Annotated in this window: 11 protein-coding genes and 1 pseudogene; 3 read left to right on the forward strand and 9 right to left on the reverse strand. The window is 71.1% G+C overall.

What is annotated here, in order from left to right:
• Positions 1-246: 246 nt before the first annotated feature.
• A complete protein-coding gene (locus ACFVJQ_RS23340) occupies positions 247-5,175 on the forward strand; it encodes an NAD-glutamate dehydrogenase (RefSeq protein WP_385512729.1) in 4,929 nt (1,642 codons plus the stop codon).
• Between the two features lie 96 nt (positions 5,176-5,271).
• On the opposite strand, the gene ACFVJQ_RS23345 is transcribed toward ACFVJQ_RS23340, so the two are convergent.
• On the reverse strand, positions 5,272-6,114 hold the full coding sequence (locus tag ACFVJQ_RS23345) for an ABC transporter ATP-binding protein (RefSeq protein WP_385786710.1): 843 nt from the start codon (positions 6,112-6,114) through the stop codon (positions 5,272-5,274).
• Between the two features lie 25 nt (positions 6,115-6,139).
• A complete protein-coding gene (locus ACFVJQ_RS23350; protein ID WP_385512730.1) occupies positions 6,140-7,072 on the reverse strand; it encodes an ABC transporter permease in 933 nt (310 codons plus the stop codon).
• 175 nt (positions 7,073-7,247) lie between these two features.
• Here ACFVJQ_RS23350 and ACFVJQ_RS23355 point away from each other — a divergent pair, with 175 nt between their 5' ends.
• Complete coding sequence (locus ACFVJQ_RS23355; protein ID WP_129799801.1) at positions 7,248-7,886, forward strand: TetR/AcrR family transcriptional regulator; 639 nt, start codon at positions 7,248-7,250, stop codon at positions 7,884-7,886.
• A 15-nt stretch (positions 7,887-7,901) separates the two neighbouring features.
• Here the strand turns inward: ACFVJQ_RS23355 and galE are convergent, their stop codons facing one another.
• Both galE and ACFVJQ_RS23365 read right to left on the reverse strand, forming a co-directional pair.
• Positions 7,902-8,882 carry a UDP-glucose 4-epimerase GalE gene (gene galE, locus ACFVJQ_RS23360; protein WP_385512732.1) on the reverse strand — a complete coding sequence of 327 codons (981 nt, stop codon included), beginning with the start codon at positions 8,880-8,882 and terminating at the stop codon, positions 7,902-7,904.
• A gap of 101 nt (positions 8,883-8,983) precedes the next feature.
• On the reverse strand, positions 8,984-9,457 hold the full coding sequence (locus ACFVJQ_RS23365; RefSeq protein WP_385512733.1) for a MarR family winged helix-turn-helix transcriptional regulator: 474 nt from the start codon (positions 9,455-9,457) through the stop codon (positions 8,984-8,986).
• A gap of 119 nt (positions 9,458-9,576) precedes the next feature.
• Here ACFVJQ_RS23365 and ACFVJQ_RS23370 point away from each other — a divergent pair, with 119 nt between their 5' ends.
• On the forward strand, positions 9,577-9,990 hold the full coding sequence (locus tag ACFVJQ_RS23370; protein WP_385512734.1) for an organic hydroperoxide resistance protein: 414 nt from the start codon (positions 9,577-9,579) through the stop codon (positions 9,988-9,990).
• A 49-nt stretch (positions 9,991-10,039) separates the two neighbouring features.
• Here the strand turns inward: ACFVJQ_RS23370 and ACFVJQ_RS23375 are convergent.
• The 5 genes and pseudogenes from ACFVJQ_RS23375 to ACFVJQ_RS23395 form a co-directional block, all read right to left on the reverse strand.
• Positions 10,040-11,038: pseudogene (locus tag ACFVJQ_RS23375) on the reverse strand (glycosyltransferase family 2 protein); the annotation flags it as partial.
• A gap of 200 nt (positions 11,039-11,238) precedes the next feature.
• Complete coding sequence (locus ACFVJQ_RS23380) at positions 11,239-12,129, reverse strand: carbohydrate ABC transporter permease (RefSeq protein ID WP_385512735.1); 891 nt, start codon at positions 12,127-12,129, stop codon at positions 11,239-11,241.
• Positions 12,126-13,409 (reverse strand): carbohydrate ABC transporter permease, encoded by a 1,284-nt coding sequence (locus ACFVJQ_RS23385; protein WP_385512736.1) that lies wholly within the window; start codon positions 13,407-13,409, stop codon positions 12,126-12,128. Before ACFVJQ_RS23385 ends, ACFVJQ_RS23380 begins: the two co-directional genes overlap by 4 nt.
• Positions 13,410-13,491: 82 nt before the next feature.
• Positions 13,492-14,880: an ABC transporter substrate-binding protein gene (locus ACFVJQ_RS23390; protein ID WP_385786713.1), complete on the reverse strand. Its 1,389-nt coding sequence runs from the start codon at positions 14,878-14,880 to the stop codon at positions 13,492-13,494.
• A 298-nt stretch (positions 14,881-15,178) separates the two neighbouring features.
• A complete protein-coding gene (locus tag ACFVJQ_RS23395) occupies positions 15,179-18,778 on the reverse strand; it encodes an FHA domain-containing protein (RefSeq protein WP_385786444.1) in 3,600 nt (1,199 codons plus the stop codon).
• Positions 18,779-19,006 lie beyond the last annotated feature (228 nt).

Here is a 19,006-nt window from a genome sequence, read left to right on the forward strand (position 1 = left end):
TTCGCGGACGGGTCGGGGCCCCGAAGGGCTCCACGGTGACGCGCACACTGCGGGCGCAGACGTTGTGGAGAGCAGCGTCACATGCCCCGGTCGCGTTGGAAATGGCTGATAACCCACCGCTCATCTCACCTTGCGGCATAGCGTCGGAACGGACCGGACACCCCGCGTCACGGCGTCGCGTCGGAAGGGCAGAGACCGTACTTCCTTCTACGTCACGCAACGGCGCGCGACAGGAGCCAGAGGACAATGCAGACCAAGCTGGACGAAGCCAAGGCCGAGCTGCTCGATCGGGCCGCCCGGGTAGCTGAGCACAGCCCGGTCGGGGGGCACCTACCGACTGGGACGACGGAACACGGCATCCCCGACCGGGCGGCCGTGCTCGCGTTCCTCCAGCGCTACTACCTGCACACCGCCCCGGAGGACCTCACCGACCGCGACCCGGTCGACATCTTCGGAGCCGCCTACTCCCACTACCGACTGGCCGAAAACCGCCCCCAGGGCACGGCCAACGTGCGCGTACACACCCCGACGGTCGAGGAGAACGGCTGGACGTGCAGCCACTCCGTCGTCGAGGTCGTCACCGACGACATGCCGTTCCTGGTCGACTCCGTCACCAACGAGCTGACGCGCCAGGGACGCGGCATCCACGTCGTCATCCACCCGCAGATGGTGGTGCGCCGCGATGTCACCGGCAAGCTCAACGAGGTACTCACCACGCCGCCCACCGGCGACCTCCCGCACGACGCGCACATCGAGTCCTGGATCCATGTCGAGATCGACCGCGAGACCGACCGCTCCGACCTGAAGCAGATCACCGCCGATCTGCTGCGTGTTCTGTCCGACGTCCGCGAGTCCGTCGAGGACTGGGGCAAGATGCGGGACGGGGCGCTGCGGATCGCCGAGGGCCTGCCCGAGGAGCCCATCGCCGGTGACCTGCCCGAGCAGGAGATCGAGGAGGCCCGTGAGCTGCTGCGCTGGCTGGCCGCCGATCACTTCACGTTCCTCGGCTACCGCGAGTACGAGCTGCGCGACGACGACTCCCTCGCCGCGGTGCCCGGCACCGGTCTCGGCATACTGCGGGCCGACCCGCACCACGAGACCGGCGAGGCCCACCCGGTCAGCCCCTCCTTCGAGCGGCTGCCGGCCGATGCCCGCGCCAAGGCCCGCGAGCACAAGCTCCTCGTACTGACCAAGGCGAACAGCCGGGCCACCGTGCACCGGCCGTCGTACCTGGACTACATCGGCGTCAAGAAGTTCGACGAGCAGGGCAATGTCGTCGGTGAGCGGCGCTTCCTGGGACTGTTCTCCTCCGCCGCCTACACCGAGTCCGTCCGCCGGGTTCCCGTCATCCGGCGCAAGGTCGACGAGGTGCTCAAGCGCGCCGGGTTCTCGCCCAACAGTCACGACGGGCGTGACCTGCTCCAGATCCTCGAGACGTATCCGCGTGACGAGCTGTTCCAGACGCCGGTCGACGAGCTGCAGTCCATCGTCACCTCGGTCCTCTACCTCCAGGAGCGGCGGCGGCTGCGGCTCTACCTGCGCCAGGACGAGTACGGCCGCTACTACTCGGCCCTGGTCTATCTGCCCCGCGACCGCTACACCACCGGCGTCCGGCTCAGGATCATCGACATCCTGAAGGAGGAACTCGGCGGCACCAGCGTCGACTTCACCGCCTGGAACACCGAGTCGATCCTCTCCCGGCTGCACTTCGTGGTCCGGGTCCCGCAGGGCACCGAGCTTCCGCAGCTGTCCGACGCCGACAAGGAACGTATCGAGGCCCGCCTTGTCGAGGCCGCCCGCTCCTGGGCGGACGGATTCGCCGATGCGCTGAACGCCGAGTTCGGCGAGGAGCGCGCTGCCGAACTGCTGCGCCGCTACGGCAACGCCTTCCCGGAGGGCTACAAGGCCGACCACAACCCGCGCGCGGCGGTCGCCGACCTCGGCCAGATCGAACGGCTCGAGGAGGACAACGACTTCGCGCTCAGCCTGTACGAGCCGGTGGGCGCCGCCCTCGACGAGCGTCGCTTCAAGATCTACCGCAAGGGCGAGGCCGTCTCCCTGTCGGCCGTCCTGCCGGTCCTCAACCGGCTCGGCGTCGAGGTGGTGGACGAGCGGCCGTACGAACTGCGCTGCTCCGACGGCAGCGTCGCCTGGATCTACGACTTCGGCATGCGTATGCCCAAGGCGAAGGACGGCGTGGATTACGGCCGCGACGACGCCCGCGAGCGGTTCCAGGAGGCCTTCGCCGCCAGCTGGACCGGCAAGGCGGAGAACGACGGCTTCAACGCCCTCGTGCTGAGCGCCGGGCTGAGCTGGCGGCAGGCGATGGTGCTGCGGGCGTACGCCAAGTACCTGCGTCAGGCGGGTTCGACGTTCAGCCAGGACTACATGGAGGACACCCTCCGAAACAATGTCCACACCACCCGGCTGCTCGTCTCCCTGTTCGAGGCGCGGATGTCGCCGGACCGGCAGCGCGCCGGGCGCGAGATCGTCGACGCCCTGCTCGAGGAGCTCGACGCGGCTCTCGACCAGGTGGCCTCGCTGGACGAGGACCGGATCCTGCGGTCCTTCCTCACGGTCATCAAGGCGACCCTGCGCACGAACTTCTTCCAGGAGGCGTGGGGCGGCCAGCCGCACGAGTACGTGTCCATGAAGTTCGACCCGCAGGCCATCCCGGACCTGCCGGCGCCGCGTCCGGCGTACGAGATCTGGGTGTACTCGCCGCGCGTCGAAGGTGTGCACCTCAGGTTCGGCAAGGTCGCGCGTGGTGGTCTGCGCTGGTCGGACCGCCGGGAGGACTTCCGTACGGAGATCCTCGGCCTGGTCAAGGCGCAGATGGTGAAGAACACCGTCATCGTGCCGGTCGGCGCCAAGGGCGGCTTCGTCGCCAAGCAGCTGCCGGATCCGTCCGTGGACCGGGACGCGTGGATGGCGGAGGGCGTCGCCAGCTACAAGACGTTCATCTCGGCGCTGCTCGACATCACCGACAACATGGTGGCCGGTGAGGTCGTCCCGCCCGCTGAGGTCGTACGGCACGACGAGGACGACACGTACCTCGTGGTCGCGGCCGACAAGGGCACCGCCACCTTCTCCGACATCGCCAACGGCGTCGCGGAGCAGTACAACTTCTGGCTCGGCGACGCCTTCGCCTCCGGCGGCTCCGCGGGCTACGACCACAAGGCGATGGGCATCACCGCCCGCGGCGCCTGGGAGTCCGTCAAGCGGCACTTCCGGGAGCTGGGTGTGAACACCCAGGTCGAGGACTTCACGGTGGTCGGCATTGGTGACATGTCCGGTGACGTGTTCGGCAACGGCATGCTCCTCAGCGAGCACATCCGCCTGGTCGCCGCCTTCGACCACCGGCACATCTTCATCGACCCGAACCCGGACGCGGCCACCTCCTATGCCGAGCGGCGCCGGCTGTTCGAGCTGCCGCGCTCCAGCTGGGAGGACTACAACACCGAGCTGCTGTCGGCCGGTGGCGGCGTCTTCCCCCGCAGCGCCAAGGCGATCCCGGTCAACGCGCACATCCGCGAGGCCCTCGGCATCGAGGGCAAGGTCACCAAGATGACGCCGGCCGAGCTGATGAAGGCCATCCTCAAGGCGCCGGTGGACCTGCTGTGGAACGGCGGCATCGGTACGTACGTGAAGGCCTCGACCGAGTCCCACGCCGACGTCGGCGACAAGGCCAACGACCCGATCCGCGTCGACGGCGCCGACCTGCGCGTCAAGGTCGTCGGCGAGGGTGGCAACCTGGGCCTGACCCAGCTCGGCCGGATCGAGTTCGCGCTGCACGGCGGCAAGATCAACACGGATGCGATCGACAACAGCGCGGGCGTGGACACCTCCGACCACGAGGTGAACATCAAGATCCTGCTCAACAGCCTGGTCGCGGACGGCGACATGACCGTCAAGCAGCGCAACAAGCTGCTCGCCGACATGACCGACGAGGTCGGCCGTCTGGTCCTGCGCAACAACTACGCGCAGAACACGGCGATCGCCAACGCGCTCGCCCAGTCCAAGGACATGCTCCACGCCCAGCAGCGCTTCATGCGCCACCTGGTGCGTGAGGGCCACCTCGACCGGGCGCTGGAGTTCCTGCCCACCGACCGCCAGATCCGCGAGCGGCTCGGCCAGGGCCAGGGGCTGACCGGTCCGGAGACGGCCGTCCTGCTGGCGTACACGAAGATCACGGTCGCCGAGGAGCTGCTGCACACCTCGCTGCCCGATGACCCGTACCTGCGCGGGCTGCTCTCCTCGTACTTCCCGACCGCGCTGCGCGAGAAGTTCCCCGAGCACATCGACAGCCACCCGCTGCGCCGCGAGATCACCACGACCGTGCTGGTCAACGACACGGTCAACACCGGTGGTACGACGTACCTGCACCGCCTGCGCGAGGAGACCGGCGCGTCGCTGGAGGAGATCGTCCGGGCGCAGACCGTGGCCCGCACGATCTTCCGCTCGGCGGCGGTGTGGGATGCCGTCGAGGCGCTGGACAACAAGGTCGAGGCCGCCGTCCAGACCCGGATCCGGCTGCACTCGCGCCGACTGGTGGAGCGCGGCACCCGCTGGCTGCTCAACAACCGGCCGCAGCCGCTCCAGCTCGCCGAGACCGTCACCTTCTTCGCCGACCGCGTCGAGCAGGTCTGGTCGCAGCTGCCCAAGCTGTTGCGCGGCGCGGACCTGGAGTGGTGGCAGAAGATCTACGAGGAGCTGACCGGCTCCGGCGTGCCGGACGAACTCGCCACCCGGGTGGCCGGGTTCTCCTCCGCCTTCCCGGCGCTGGACATCGTGCTGGTGGCCGACCGTATGGGCCGGGACCCGATGGACGTCGCGGATGTCTACTACGACCTCGCCGACCGCCTCGGCATCACCCAGCTCATGGACCGCATCATCGAGCTGCCCCGCGCCGACCGCTGGCAGTCCATGGCCCGCGCGGCCATCCGCGAGGACCTGTACGCGGCCCATGCGGCCGTCACGGCCGACGTCCTCGCGGTGGGCAACGGGGCCTCGACCCCCGAGCAGCGCTTCAAGGTCTGGGAGCAGAAGAACGCGGCGATCCTCGGCCGCGCCCGCGCCACCCTGGAGGAGATCAAGAGCTCGGAGTCCTTCGACCTGGCGAATCTCTCGGTGGCGATGCGCACGATGCGGACGCTGCTGCGGAGTCATTCGTAGTCGGCCAGTAGCCGGGCCATAGCTGGCCAGTACAGCGGGGCGCCCCGAGCCGTTCAGGCCCGGGGCGCCCGTCGTCTGTCGGTGGCCGTCGCGTTGTCAGGAAGGCTGGGCGACCGTCGGCTCCGCTGGCTTGGCTGCGGCCTTCGGCTTCGGTTTCGGCTTGGGCTTCGGCTTGGCGTCCCCGGTGAAGGCCTCGTACTCCTTCATGACGTCCTCGGTGGGGCCGTCCATGCGCAGCTCGCCGCGTTCCAGCCACAGGACACGGTCGCAGGTGTCGCGGATGGACTTGTTGCTGTGGCTGACCAGGAAGACGGTGCCGGCTTCCTTGCGCAGTTCACGGATGCGTTCCTCGGAGCGCTTCTGGAACTTGCGGTCGCCGGTGGCGAGGGCCTCGTCGATGAGCAGGACGTCGTGGTCCTTGGCGGCGGCGATGGAGAAGCGCAGGCGGGCGGCCATGCCGGAGGAGTAGGTGCGCATCGGGAGGGTGATGAAGTCGCCCTTCTCGTTGATGCCGGAGAAGTCGACGATCTCCTGGTAGCGCTCTTTGACCTGCTCGCGGGACATGCCCATGGCGAGGCCGCCGAGGTGGACGTTGCGCTCACCCGTCAGGTCGTTCATCAGGGCCGCGTTGACGCCGAGGAGGGAGGGCTGGCCGCCCGTGTAGATCCGGCCGTTCTCCACGGGGAGGAGGCCGGCGACTGCCTTGAGCAGGGTCGACTTGCCGGAGCCGTTGGTTCCGATCAGGCCGATCGCCTCGCCCTTGTACGCGACGAAGGAGACGTCCCGGACCGCGTGCACCGTGCGCACGCCGGCCGCCTTCTCGGCCTGCTTGCGGCGCAGGATGCGGTTGAGGGCGGCGGTCGCGGAGCCCCGGCCGGCACCGGTGCCGTTGACGCGGTACACGATGTCGACATGGTCGGCGATGACGGTGGGGGTCATGTCGGGCCTGTTCCCGTTGGTGTGCTCAGCCACGGCCGTACGTCTCCTCAGCCTTCCAGAAGTAGATGAAGCCGCCGACTCCGGCGAGCAGCGCCCAGCCCGTCGCCATCAGCCATACGTGCGGCGGCAGCTGGCTCGCGTGGAAGCTGTCGATCAGCGCGAACCGCATCAGGTCGATGTAGACGGCGGCGGGGTTGGCCTGGAGCACGGTGCCCACCCAGGACGGAAGATCGGTGTGGCGGCTGAGGATGTGGTCGATGCTGAACATCACGCCGGAGGCGTACATCCACGTCCGCAGGACGAACGGCATCAACTGTGCCAGGTCCGGCGTCTTCGCCCCCAGCCTGGCCAGGATCATCGAGACGCCCGCGTTGAAGGTGAACTGCAGTACCAGGGCCGGGATCGCCAGCACCCAGGAGGCGGCGACCGGCACGCCGAAGAAGAGCAGGATGACGACCAGGGCGGCCATCGAGAACAGCAGCTGCTGGAGCTGCTGGAGGCAGAAGGAGATCGGCAGCGCGGCGCGTGGGAAGTGCAGGGCGCGGACGAGGCCGAGGTTGCCGGAGATCGCGCGGGTGCCGGCAAGGATCGAGCTCTGCGTGAACGTCCAGATGAACACGCCCGTGACCAGGAACGGCACGTAGTCCGGCACGCCCCTCTTGGTCTGCAGCAGCACGCCGAAGATCAGGTAGTAGACGGCCGCGTTCAGCAGCGGGGTCATCACCTGCCAGACCTGGCCCAGCTTCGCCTGGCTGTACTGGGCGGTGAGCTTGGCCGTCGAGAACGCCGCGATGAAGTGGCGGCGGGCCCACAGCTGGCGGACGTACTGGGGCAGGGACGGGCGGGCGCCGCTGACCGAGAGGCCGTGGCGGGCGGCGAGGGCCGCGAGGTCGTCGTCGGCCGGGGCCGCCGGGGTGGGGGCCGTCTTCAGGGGCGGTGTGTCGAGGACCTGGCTCACATCCGCTGCTTTCGGTCGGGGGTGGGGGATGCGTGCGTGCGGTCGGAGTGTGCGTCTTCCGGCGTTTTCTTACGTGTCTCTGCACGTTTACTTACGTCGGGACGGGACCGTATCGTCGCAACGCGAGCGTATGGCCAGTGGACGTCAGAACGCAACCGTTTCGTCGTAACGCCCTATGCTGGTCCGCATGACGACGAACGCCGACGGGCCCCAGACGCGTCCGCGCCGCCGGACCCCCGCAGGAGCGGCCGTACTCCGCGAGGACGTGACGGAAGCCATTCGGGCGGCCGTGTTCGAGGAGCTCGCCGCCGTCGGCTATGCGCGGATGTCGATCGAGGGGATCGCCCGCCGGGCCGGCGTCGGCAAGACCGCGGTGTACCGCCGGTGGCGCTCCAAGCTGCACCTGGTGCTCGATGTCGTCTCGGCGATAGCGGTGCAGGGCCTGCCCGCGCCGGACACGGGCTCGCTGGAGGGCGATCTGCGGCTGCTGTACGAGGTGACGTCCCGTGCGCTGCGGCACCCGGTGGCCTCGCAGATCATCCCCGACCTCCAGGCGGAGGCGGCCCGCAACCCGGAGATCGCCGAGGCCCTGCAGAAGGCCCTGCGGGAGGGGCAGGAGGGGGTTGCCAGCAAGATCGTGGCGGCGGCGGAGCAGCGCGGCGAGCTCCGCGACGGCGTCGACGAGGAGCTCGCTCTCGATCTGATCTCGGGGCCGCTGTACTGGCGATCGGTGGTGATCCGCAGCCCGAAGCTGCCCAAGGGATACCTGGCGTCCCTGGCCCGGGCGACCGCGGCGGCGGTCAAGGCACTGTGACCGGAGACAGTAGGCCTAGTCCCGCGCCGCCCCCGGATACTGCCGTACCCAGCCGTCCCACGCGGATGTGATCATGTCCTGGACGTCGTGCCGGGCCTTCCAGCCCAGTTCGGCGGTGATGCGGTCGGCGGAGGCGACGACGCGGGCCGGGTCGCCCGGGCGGCGTGGGGTGACCGTCGGCGGGCGGTGGTGGCCGGTGACGGCGTTGATGCGGTCGATCATCTCGCGTACCGAAACGCCTTCCCCACGGCCGATGTTGAGCGTGAGGTCGCGGCCGGGGGATGCCTGCAGAGCGCGGGCGACCGCCACGTGGGCCTCGGCCAGGTCCACCACGTGGATGTAGTCCCGGATGCAGGTCCCGTCGGGGGTGGGGTAGTCGTCGCCGAAGATGCGCGGGGGCGCTCCCTCCGTGAGCTTCTCGAAGACCATCGGGATGAGGTTGAAGACGCCGACGTCCGCCAGCTCGGGGCTCGCGGCACCCGCCACGTTGAAGTAACGCAGGGACGCCGTGGACAGGCCGGTGGCGCGTCCCGTCGCGCGGACCAGCCACTCGCCGGCCAGCTTCGTCTCGCCGTACGGCGACATGGGCGCACACGGCGTCTCCTCCGTGACGAGGTGCACGTCCGGCATGCCGTACACGGCCGCCGACGACGAGAACACGAAGGAGGGCACGCCGGCCGCCGTCACCGCCTCCAGCAGGACGCGCAGGCCCTCGATGTTCTCCCGGTAGTAGTGCAGCGGCAGGTCCACCGACTCGCCGACCTGCTTCTTCGCCGCCAGGTGGACGACCCCGGTGACGGAGTGCTCGGTGAGCACGCGCCCCAGCAGCTCACCGTCCAGCGTCGAGCCGACCACGAGCGGCACGCCGTCCGGCACGCGCTCGGCGACGCCGGTCGACAGGTCGTCGTACACGACCGCCTGTTCGCCCGCGTCGGTCATCGCGCGTACGACGTGCGCCCCGATATAGCCGGCGCCGCCGGTGATCAGCCAGGTCATGTACGGCCGTCCCCTCGTCAGTTGGCCCGTGTGGTGGCCGCCTCGCAGTGCGGCACCCGCGTGATGTCCGCCTTCAGTCAAGCAGGTGACGCGGCGTGCGCTCAGCCGGCGTCCGATGCCTCCGCCCGGGCCGCCGCGTCGAGCGCTGTCGTGAGCTGGTCGAGGCGGTTGCGCAGCTCGCGGATCTCGTCGACGTCGAAGCCGGTCGCCGCGGCGATACGGCGCGGTACCTGAAGCGCCCGCTCGCGCAGGGCGGTGCCGTCCTCGGTCAGGTGGACCTCGACCGAGCGCTCGTCGTGGGCGCTGCGCTCCCGGTGCACCAGTCCGGCCGCCTCCAGCCGCTTGAGGAGCGGTGACAGGGTGCCGGAGTCGAGGCGCAGGTGTTCGCCCAGCTTCTTGACCGGCAGGTCGCCGTGCTCCCACAGCACCAGCATCACCAGGTACTGCGGGTAGGTCAGTCCGAGATCCTTGAGGACCACGCGGTAGACACCGCCGAAGGCGCGCGACGCCGCGTTCAGGGAGAAGCAGATCTGCTGGTCGAGGCGGAGCCAGTCCGCTGTGGGCGTGGTCGTCATGGCTCCAGGGTAGCTCTTGCCCGCCATTTAGTTGTGCGCAATTGAATTGTGTGCTCTACTTAGGGGGTCAGGCCGGCCGGACAGGCCGCCGGAAGACGACTTGAGAGGGATGTTTCTCCATGGACGCGCTCTACACCGCTGTCGCCACCGCCACCCACGGCCGCGAGGGCCGCGCCGTCTCCTCCGACGGCAAGCTCGACCTGCAGCTGGGCATCCCGACCGAAATGGGCGGCAATGGCCAGGGCACCAATCCCGAGCAGCTCTTCGCCGCCGGTTACTCCGCCTGCTTCGCCAGTGCCCTCGGCCTGGTCGGCCGACAGGCCAAGGTGGACGTGAGCGATGCCGCCGTCACCGCCGAGGTGGGCATCGGCAAGCAGGGCGAGGGCTTCGGGCTGGCCGTCACCCTGCGCGTCGAGCTGCCCGCAGGCGTGGACGAGGCGACCGGGCGCAAGCTCGTCGAGCAGGCCCACCAGGTCTGCCCGTACTCCAACGCCACCCGCGGCAACATCCCGGTCGAGCTCGTCATCGAGTAACCCCCCGGATCCCGGCCCGCAGCCAGGCCGCACCGCCGCTCCGCCATCCGGGTGACGAGATGCCGTCGCGGGCCCTCGCCGCCGACCGATGGGCGTGACGCAGGGCGTGGAACGCCGTGTAGGCCCCGAGTGCCAGCAGCCGGTGCTGTACGCCGACGCTGCCGCCGGGTGCGCGGTGGCCGGCCCGAAGATGGCGGCGGTAGAGCACGCCCGCCCGGCGGAAGAAGGCGCGGCGGTGGCGCGCGGGCAGCCGGCGGGGATCGGCCGCCGTCCTCAGGACCACGGCGAAGAGCTGGTCGAACAGGGCGTCGCGCCGCGCGGCGGACAGACGCTGCTCGGCGGCCTGGAACAGCACCAGTCCGACCTGGTCGAGCAGATCGAGCTGGTGCGCGCCCGGAAGGTCGAGCCGGCTGCCCTGCGGGCGCAGCAGATGCCGTACGACGACCGAGTGGAGCACCGCCATCCGCTCGGCCGTCACCGTCACCACCCCGCCCCAGCCGAGGTCTGTGAAGTGCCCGTAGGGGAAGACGAGTTGGTGGGCGGTGAGGAATCCGCGGCGATAGGCCGCGCTCCAGACGGGGCGGTCCACCGACGTCAGCCGCGGTGCCGCGTCGGGAGTGAAGGTTCCTGCGGGGGTCGGCGGGAGCGGGGGAGTGTGCGTGGGGGCGCCCCGCCGGTGCACGCGCTCGTGCTCGAAGTGCAGTACGTCCACCGGGCCCGTCTCCCGCAGCCGTGCGTCCAGTGCGGCCAGCGCGCCCGGTACGAGGGTGTCGTCGCCGTCGAGGAACAGCAGATAGGCGCCAGTGGCCTCGCGCAGGCCGGTGGTGCGCGCCGCGCTCAGGCCGGCGGATGGCGGTGAGTAGGCGGGCGTCACCCTGCTGTCCTGGTCGGCGTACTCGGCGGTGATGTCCGCTGCGGGGGTCTCCGGCTCGTCGCACACCGTGATCAGCTCGAAGTCGCCGTAGGACTGGGCGAGGACCGAGTCAAGGGTCCGGGGCAGCAGGCCCTCCACCCCGTGCGAGGGGACGATGATGCTGAAACGGGGCATGTCGTTCTTTCAGGGTGGGTTGCGTCGAACTGCGGGACATACGGACTCCTGTCAGGTGAAACGGCGATCAGTGGCTTTCGGTGACGGTGAAGTGACCAGAAGGTTGCGGAACGGTGGCTACCAGGAGGGCGTCACGGGGATTCACCGGGAACGCGAAGGGGCGGGCCGATCGGCCCGCCCCGACGGTGTTGCTTCCGCGGTTACTTCACCGCGCCTGCCATCACACCGGACACGAACTGCCGCTGGAACGCGAAGAACACGGCCAGCGGGATCACCATGGAGATGAACGCGCCGGGCGCCAGGACGTCGATGTTGTTGCCGAACTGCCGTACCTGTGTCTGCAGCGCGACCGTGATCGGCTGGCTGCCGGAGTCGGAGAACACCAGCGCGACCAGCATGTCGTTCCACACCCACAGGAACTGGAAGATGCCCAGGCTCGCGATCGCGGGTCCGCCCAGCGGCATCACCACCCGTGCGAACAGGCGCAGTTCACCGGCCCCGTCCAGCCGGGCCGCCTCCAGCAGCTCCCGTGGGATCTCCGCGAAGAAGTTCCGCAGCAGGAACACCGCGAACGGCAGGCCGAAGCCGACATGGAACAGGATCACGCCGAGCATCGAGCCGAACAGGCCGATGTTCCCGAAGAGTTCGGCGATCGGGATCAGGGCCACCTGCACGGGCACGACCAGCAGGCCGACCACCGCCAGGAACCACCAGTCGCGGCCCGGGAACTCCATCCATGCGAAGGCGTAGCCCGCGAGCGAGCCGATGACCACGACCAGCACGGTCGCCGGCACCGTGATCAGGATCGTGTTCACCAACGAGTCGGTGATGTCGCTGTTCTGGAGCAGCTTGTCGTAGCTCTCGAAGGTGAGTCGGGCGGGCTCGGTGAACACCGTCCACCAGCCGCTCTCGTTCATGTCCGCCGGAGTGCGCAGCGAGGAGAGCAGCAGACCGATCGTCGGCACCAGCCAGAACAGGCCGACGACGATCAGGAAGACGCGGACCAGGCCGCCGCTGACGCCCTCGGCGAGGCGGGAGCCGAGGGACGCCCTGGCCTTGCCGGACTCCTTGGTCACGGCCTGCGTGGTCATCGCCGCACCTCCCGCCTGAGCCTGCGGATGTTGAACCACATCACCGGGATCACCAGAAGCAGCAGGAACACCGCGATCGCGCTGGCGATGCCCGGCTGGTCCTCGGAGAAGCCCTTGCGGTACAGCTCCAGGGCGAGCACGTTCGCGTCGTCCTGGGAGGAGCCGGGGGCGATGATGAAGACCAGGTCGAAGATCTTCAGGACGTTGATCATCAGGGTGACCGTGACGACCGCGAGGACAGGTGCGAGGAGCGGGACCGTGACCCGTCTGAACACCTGCCATTCGTTGGCACCGTCGACGCGCGCCGCTTCGAGCAGTTCACGCGGGACACCGGCCAGACCCGCCGCGATCAGCACCATCGCGAAGCCCGCCCACATCCAGATGTACGAACCGATGATGGCCGGCGTGACCAGGGACGGGCCGAGCCAGTCCAGGCCGTTGTACGGCTCCTTGAAGTTGTCGGCGGGCAGCCGCAGTTGGGCTCCCTCGGCGGCGGCCGGGAGCGTGAACGTGCCGTCGTCGGCGGCCGTGGTCGACGCGACCACCTTGCCGTCCTTGACGGCCTCGATCCTCATGCCGGGATAGCCCAGCTCGGAGGCGTCCGGGGCGCCGAGGGTGCCGACGCCCTTGCCGCGCGTGAAGTCCTGCCAGGTCGTGCCGGTGACCTTGCCCGGGTCGGGCTTCGCCGCTACGGCCCTGGCGGCGTCGTCGGGCATCTGGTCGGGGGCGACGCCGACCAGGGGGAGGGTGACCGGCTCGCCCAGGCGGACCGGCTCCTTGGTGATGAAGGCGCCGCCGCCGGCCGCTTCGAGCGGCGACTCACGGCCCGGATGCGCCTTCGGGAACGCCGACGACTGGGCGAACGTGTCGTGCACACCCACCCACACCGCGTTCGCGATGCCCTTGTCCGGATCCTGGTCGTACACCAGGCGGAAGATGATGCCCGCCGCGAGCATCGAGATCGCCATCGGCATGAAGACGACCAGCTTGAACGCCGTGCCCCAGCGCACCCGTTCGGTCAGCACCGCGAAGATCAGCCCCAGCGCGGTCGCGACCGTCGGGGCGAACACCACCCAGATGATGTTGTTCTTCAGCGCGGTGCGGATGCCGTCGTCGGTGAACAGGGCCTCGTAGTTGTCGAATCCGGCGAAGCCGTCACCGGACTGGTCGTAGAAGCTGCGGACGACCGAGTACCCGATCGGGTAGACCACGAGCGCGCCGAGCAGCACTAGGGCGGGCAGCAGGAAGAGGGCTGCCACGGTCCTGCGGGTGCCGGTCACGCTCTTGTGCTTACGGGGAGGGGCCCCGGGAATCTTCGGTTCCGGGACCCCTGCCGTCGGCGCCGACGACATCATCGTCGGCTCAGTTCCCGTACGCCGCGGCCGCGTCGGCCTCCAGCTGTTCCTGGGTGCCCTTGACGTCCTTCGGGTTCTTCAGGAAGTCCTGCAGCGCCTTCCACTCGCCCTTGCCGGGCGTGCCGCCGAACGCCTGCGGGGCCTGGTCGGACATGTCGAAGCGGAAGTCGTCGCCTGCCGCGACCAGCGACTTGGCCATCTCCTGCTGCACCGCGTTCGGATACGCCGACGGGTCCACGTTCTTGTTCGGCGACAGATAGCCGCCGAGCTCCGCCTGGATGGTCGCCGCGTCCGGCGAGGCCAGGAAGGTGGCCAGCGCCTGCGCCGCCTTCGAGTCCTCCAGGATGACGGCCGCGTCACCGCCGGAGACCACCGGCGCGGTGCCGCCGACCGCCGGGAACGCGAACACCTTCGCATCCGTCCCCACCTCGGCGTCCGTCTCCGCGATGTTGACCTGCACGAAGTCGCCCTCGAAGACCATGCCCGCCTTCGGCTGGTCGCCGCCGGTGAAGGTCTGGGTCACCGAGGCCGGGAACTCCGTCTGCAGGGCGCCGTCCGCGCCGCCCGCGATGTAGTCCTTCTTGCCCCAGATCTCCGCGAGCGTCGTCAGCGCCTCGGTCACGGAGGGGTCCGTCCACTTGATCTCGTGCTGCGCGAGCTGGTCGTACTTCTCCGGGCCCGCCTGCGAGAGGTAGACGTTCTCGAACCAGTCGGTCAGCGTCCAGCCGTCGGCACCGCCGATCGAGAACGGGGTGACACCGGAGTCGTAGACCGTCTGTGCGGTGGTGAGCAGGTCGTCCCAGGTCTTGGGCTCCTCGGCGCCCGCGTTCTCGAAGACCTGCGTGTTGTACCAGATCAGGGATTTGTTGGCGGCCTTGTAGTACACGCCGTACTGCTTGCCGTCGACCTTGCCGAGGTCCTGCCAGCCCTGCGAGTAGTTCTTGGTCAACTGCTCCTGGGCTTCCGCACCGACCGGCTTCGCCCAGCCCTTGTCCACGGCCTGCTTGATCGCCCCGACCTGGGGGAGCATCGCGACGTCCGGCGGTGCGCCGCCCGCGATCTTCGAGCCGAGGAAGTTGATGATCGGGTCCTGCGCGGGGACGAAGGTGACCTTGGCGCCCGTGCGCTTCTCGAACTCCTGAAGGACCTTCTTGAAGTTGGCCTGCTCCGGGCCGGTCCAGACGGCGGCGACCTCCAGGGTCTCGCCGTCCAGCTTGGGGAGGGTGACGGTGTTGGCGGTCTCGTTCGCGCCGCCGTCGGTTTCGTTGCCGCCATCGCCGTCGTCGCCCCCGCAGGCGGTGAGCGAGAACGCGAGCGCTCCCGCCAGTGCGGCTGCGGCGGCCCGAGCGGCCCTGCGTGTCCGTGTCCGGCTGGTGGTGCTGCTCCTGCTGTGCATCACGGCCCCGTTCTTCGTTCCTCGTCGAACGTTCGAGCGCTGTCCCGTGCGCTCTGGTCTACGCCGGGGAGATGGGGTCGGCAAGAGCGCATACGGTGTCAAGAGGGTGATCGTGACCGCGTCGTGACTCGGGGTGGTGGCCGAAGGCCGCGGGCAGTCGTGCCTCCCCCAGAGGGGGGACCCCCAGGGCGATGGGGATCCCCCCGCTCGAGCGAAGCCGAGAGTGGGGGAGGGTGGGCGCGGGCGGCACCTGGTCAGCGCCGGCCGCGCGACCTACCCCCAGCGGCAACGCAGGCAGCTACAGAAGTGACGGCACCTCAGGCGCCGCAACCTCCCGCGCCGCCCGTTCCAACGCGCTCGCCAGCAGCGCCAGGTCCGTCGGCCCGTTCCCCAACTCCCGTACGGGACGGCGCGTCGGCGGATCACCCATCCGCTGCCACTCCAGGGGAACGACCGTCGGCCGCAGCGTCGCCGTGCGCGGGATGCGGCCGGTTACCCGACCGCCCTGGAACGGCGTGCCCCGTCCGTCGGGCCGGGTCAGCCGACCGCGCCCCGGCGCCGGTTCGTCCGGCCCCGCGGTGGGCGCGTCGAGGGCGACGCGGAGGGAGGCCCTCCGTGCGGGTTCCGTCTCCGCCGTACGGCCCCCCGGGCCTGCCGCGGCCACGAGGTGGACGCCGAGCCGCTCGCCCTCCCGGGCCACCGCCTCCAGCGCACGCATCACGGACCCGGCCGCGGGTCGTCCCGGCGAGCCCAGCGGGGGCGACACCAGGGCGTCCAGATCGTCGACGACCACGACGAGCCGGGGCAGCGGTGGCGCCGCCTCCGCCTCCCTGGGAGCCGCGGGCCGCAGCCGCAGGGTGGCACTGGGCGGGGTGTCGAGATCCCCGGCACCGGCCGTGCTCGCCGAGCGCTGGGCGACCATCCGGCCCGACACCACACGCCCGGTGTGCCATTCCGTGAAGTCCGACCGGCCGAGCAGCTCGCCGCGCCGCTTCAGCTCGGCCGACAGGGACTGCGCGAACTCCCGCATACGGACCGGGTCGTTGGCGAGGAGATGGGTGGTGACATGCGGGATGTCCATACAGACGCGCAGTCCGTCGCCGGGCCCGCGGCCGGCGCTCACACCGTCCCGGCCGTCCATCAGGACCACGCTCAGCCGGTCCGGCCGCTCGGCCGCGGCGAGCGAGGCGACGATAGCCCGCAGCAGTTCCGTACGTCCGCTGCCCGGTGGTCCCTCGACCAGCAGGTGCGGGCCCTCGGCGACGAGGTCCACGCCGACCGGCCCGCGCGGCCCGGCGCCGAGCATGGCGCACGCCCGGCCGCCGAGCGCCTCGGTGTCGTCGGCCGCGTCCGCCCAGCGCGCCATCAGCGACGCCGGCGTGGCCCGGGCCAGCCCCAGCTCGTCCAGCAGCCGCGCCGCCTGCGGCAACGGCACCGACACGCGCGCGTGCCCCCCATCGGCGGCGGCATCCGTCCGCAGCGGCGCCAGCGCCCGAGCGAACCGCTCGGCCCACGCGGGGGAGACGGCGTCCACGGCGGCCACCGCGCCGTGCCCGACGGGGCCAGGCCGGTCGCCCTGCGCTGTCCCCGCCCGTGCGACCCGCAGCAGCCGCAACGCCGTCGCCACGTCACCGCTGAGCAGCGCGACGGCCCCGCACTCCCGGAACGCCGGCGCCACCGCGCAGGCCGCCTCGTACGTCTCGGTGACGGGCGACGCGGGCGAGGCGGGGTCCGTCTCGGCCAGACACACCACGTGGATGCCGGCGCGGGGGCCCTCCACGACCAGCCGCGTCACCGCGTCCCGCAGTCCCGCACCGCCTGGATCGCCGTCCACGACGACCACGGTGTACGGCCCCTCGAAGCCGCCGACCGGCTCCTCGTCCTCCGGCCCGTCGTCCCGGGCCCAGGAGGGGCGTCGAGGGGGAGTGGCGGGGGCGGTGCCGGCGGGTGGTGTGCTGTTCGGCCGCTCGGGGAGGTGGTCCTCCAGGCGGCGCAGGAGTTCGTCGGTGCGGGCCGCGGCCTGTTCGCGGTCGTGGGCGAGGAGGAGGCGGCAGTCCTGGCCGTGCGCCGGGCGGACATGCGGAAGCCAGCCGAGCCAGGACCACTCGGCGGTGCGCTCCTCGACGGAGCGCGAGCGGTCCGTGCTGATCAGGACGATTTCCAAGGCATCGGGCGCGTGCAGGGCGGCGAGCTGGGCCAGCACCGCGCGCGCCAGCCCGGCCAGTCGGGGGCGCGGTCCGGCCAGGCCCAGCGCCCCGGCCTCGCGCAGGTCGGCGGTCACCGGCACCGCAGGCAGCAGTCCGGAACCGTCGGGCGCGGTCCGGTCGGCCGTGCCGAGCCGCACGGTGAGCGCCTCCGGATGGCCCGGCCCGCGCTCCCACAGCCGCGGCCCCGGCCCCAGGGCCGTCAGCAGCAGGGCCGCCGGGTCCGGCCATGTCTCCGGTGCCGTGGCCCCGGCGGCGGGCCCCGCCGCTCCAGCGGCCGCTTCGGCGTCGTACACCCCGCGTCGTCCGGTCGCCCCCTGCTCGGCCCGCCCACCCGCCAGCCGTCGCGCCCACGCCGTGAGCCCTCCGCGCCTGCGCACGCCCTGCGGTACGTCCATGCCCCGCAGCGGGGTGCCCTTGCGGCGGCCCTCGCCGGCCGGTACGCCATCGAGGTGTCCTACGCCGAATCCGGCGTGCGTCTCGCCGCCGGGGGGCGCCGCCGGGCCGGAGCCCGGGTGCGGGCGCGGGTGCGGGTCGGGGTGCGGCTCCTGTCGGGTCTCGATCCGTGGAGCGCCGCCCTGCTCCGGCACGAGGGGCGCCTCGACGGGCCCGTGCTCCGAGCCGCCGGGCGCTGCGGGGGACGTGGGGAAGGGGCGGCGGCCGTCCTGGGGCGCACCGGCCGAGGGTGTCCGTCGGCTCTCGGAGGGTGCGGCTGCCGGGGTGCTCCGGCGGCTGTCCTGAGCCGTGGCTGCGTGATCCGACCGGGGGTTGTCCTGTGCCGTGCCCGCCGACGGCTCGCCCTGCGGCGGGCCCACCGGACCGGACCGCAGCATGTCCTGTGAGGCGGCCGCCCGGCCATCCCGCAGCGCGCCCTGCGACGCCGCCCCCGACACACCGCCCCGCGGGCCGTTCTGCGCCACCCCCGCAAAGCCGCCCGGCGCCTCCAGGTCCGCCGCCGGGCCGTAGGCGTGCCGGGTCCCGTCGGTCGGGGTGTTCGCGCGCGCGTGGGTCTCGTCCGGCGTCGGGGACACCCGTACGTGTCCCTCCCCGTCAGGGGTCGTCCGCATCCGCGCACCCGGCCCTCCAGCGGGGGCGAGCCGCAGGGTCGACTCGCCGATCCGCAGCAGCACGCCCGGTGTGAAGCGGACCGGGCGGGCACCCACGCGCGTGCCGTCCAGGGTGGTGCCGTTGGTGGAGCCGAGGTCGGCGACCGAGATGCGGCCGTCCGTGTCGAGGGTCACCGCACAGTGCAGCCGGGAGACGTCCGGGTCGTCGAGCGGGACGTCGGCGTCGGCGGAGCGGCCGATGCGGACCTGGCCGCCGTGCAGGAGATGGACGCCGCCGGCGTCAGGGCCGGCGATCACGTCGAGTCGGGCCGGGGCGTCGTCCACCTCGGGGTGGGGCTCGGGCTCTGCCGGAGCGCCCACGGACAGGACGACGCCGTCGAGCAGCGGGGGCTCGCCCAGCGTGCAGCGCTGAGGGTCGAGGCGCTCCGCACCGGCGTACAGCACCACGGCTCCGGACAGCGGGGCGCCGCCGTCTCCGGAGACCGCCGAGGCCAGCGCCGAGGCCACCGCCGACAGAGCCGTGCCGGCCGGGGCCGTGACCAGCACGTCGCGGCTCGCGGCGCGGCCCTGCGCGTCGGCGGGCGCGGGCGGGCCCAGCGGGTCTACGACGGTCAGCCGGATCTGCATCGCCGTCAGCGGTCCCTTCTGCGCGGGCGCCCGCGGAACGGGGCCGAGGCCGCCCCGCGGTCCCCCACCGCGGACTTCCCCCACCACCACACGAGCACGTCGGCCAGTACTGGAGGCATCCTCGCACCTGCCACTGACAACGCGCCCGCCGCCCGCCGTCAAGTGATCTTGATTGGTCGGCTCTGCCCGCAAAAGTGACTGACCAGGGCCGTGCGGATGACCGCTTGA

Source organism: Streptomyces sp. NPDC127197 (assembly GCF_042672405.1).
GTDB classification, from domain to species: domain Bacteria; phylum Actinomycetota; class Actinomycetes; order Streptomycetales; family Streptomycetaceae; genus Streptomyces; species Streptomyces flavusporus.

What these genes read in the sequence shown, in the direction of transcription:
- ACFVJQ_RS23340 (WP_385512729.1), top strand. Translation starts at nt 247, where the DNA reads ATGCAGACCAAGCTGGACGAAGCCAAGGCCGAGCTGCTCGATCGGGCC.
- ACFVJQ_RS23345 (WP_385786710.1), bottom strand. Translation starts at nt 6,114, where the DNA reads ATGACCCCCACCGTCATCGCCGACCATGTCGACATCGTGTACCGCGTC.
- ACFVJQ_RS23355 (WP_129799801.1), top strand. Translation starts at nt 7,248, where the DNA reads ATGCTGGTCCGCATGACGACGAACGCCGACGGGCCCCAGACGCGTCCG.
- galE (WP_385512732.1), bottom strand. Translation starts at nt 8,882, where the DNA reads ATGACCTGGCTGATCACCGGCGGCGCCGGCTATATCGGGGCGCACGTC.
- ACFVJQ_RS23365 (WP_385512733.1), bottom strand. Translation starts at nt 9,457, where the DNA reads ATGACGACCACGCCCACAGCGGACTGGCTCCGCCTCGACCAGCAGATC.
- ACFVJQ_RS23370 (WP_385512734.1), top strand. Translation starts at nt 9,577, where the DNA reads ATGGACGCGCTCTACACCGCTGTCGCCACCGCCACCCACGGCCGCGAG.
- ACFVJQ_RS23380 (WP_385512735.1), bottom strand. Translation starts at nt 12,129, where the DNA reads ATGACCACGCAGGCCGTGACCAAGGAGTCCGGCAAGGCCAGGGCGTCC.
- ACFVJQ_RS23390 (WP_385786713.1), bottom strand. Translation starts at nt 14,880, where the DNA reads ATGCACAGCAGGAGCAGCACCACCAGCCGGACACGGACACGCAGGGCC.
- ACFVJQ_RS23395 (WP_385786444.1), bottom strand. Translation starts at nt 18,778, where the DNA reads ATGCAGATCCGGCTGACCGTCGTAGACCCGCTGGGCCCGCCCGCGCCC.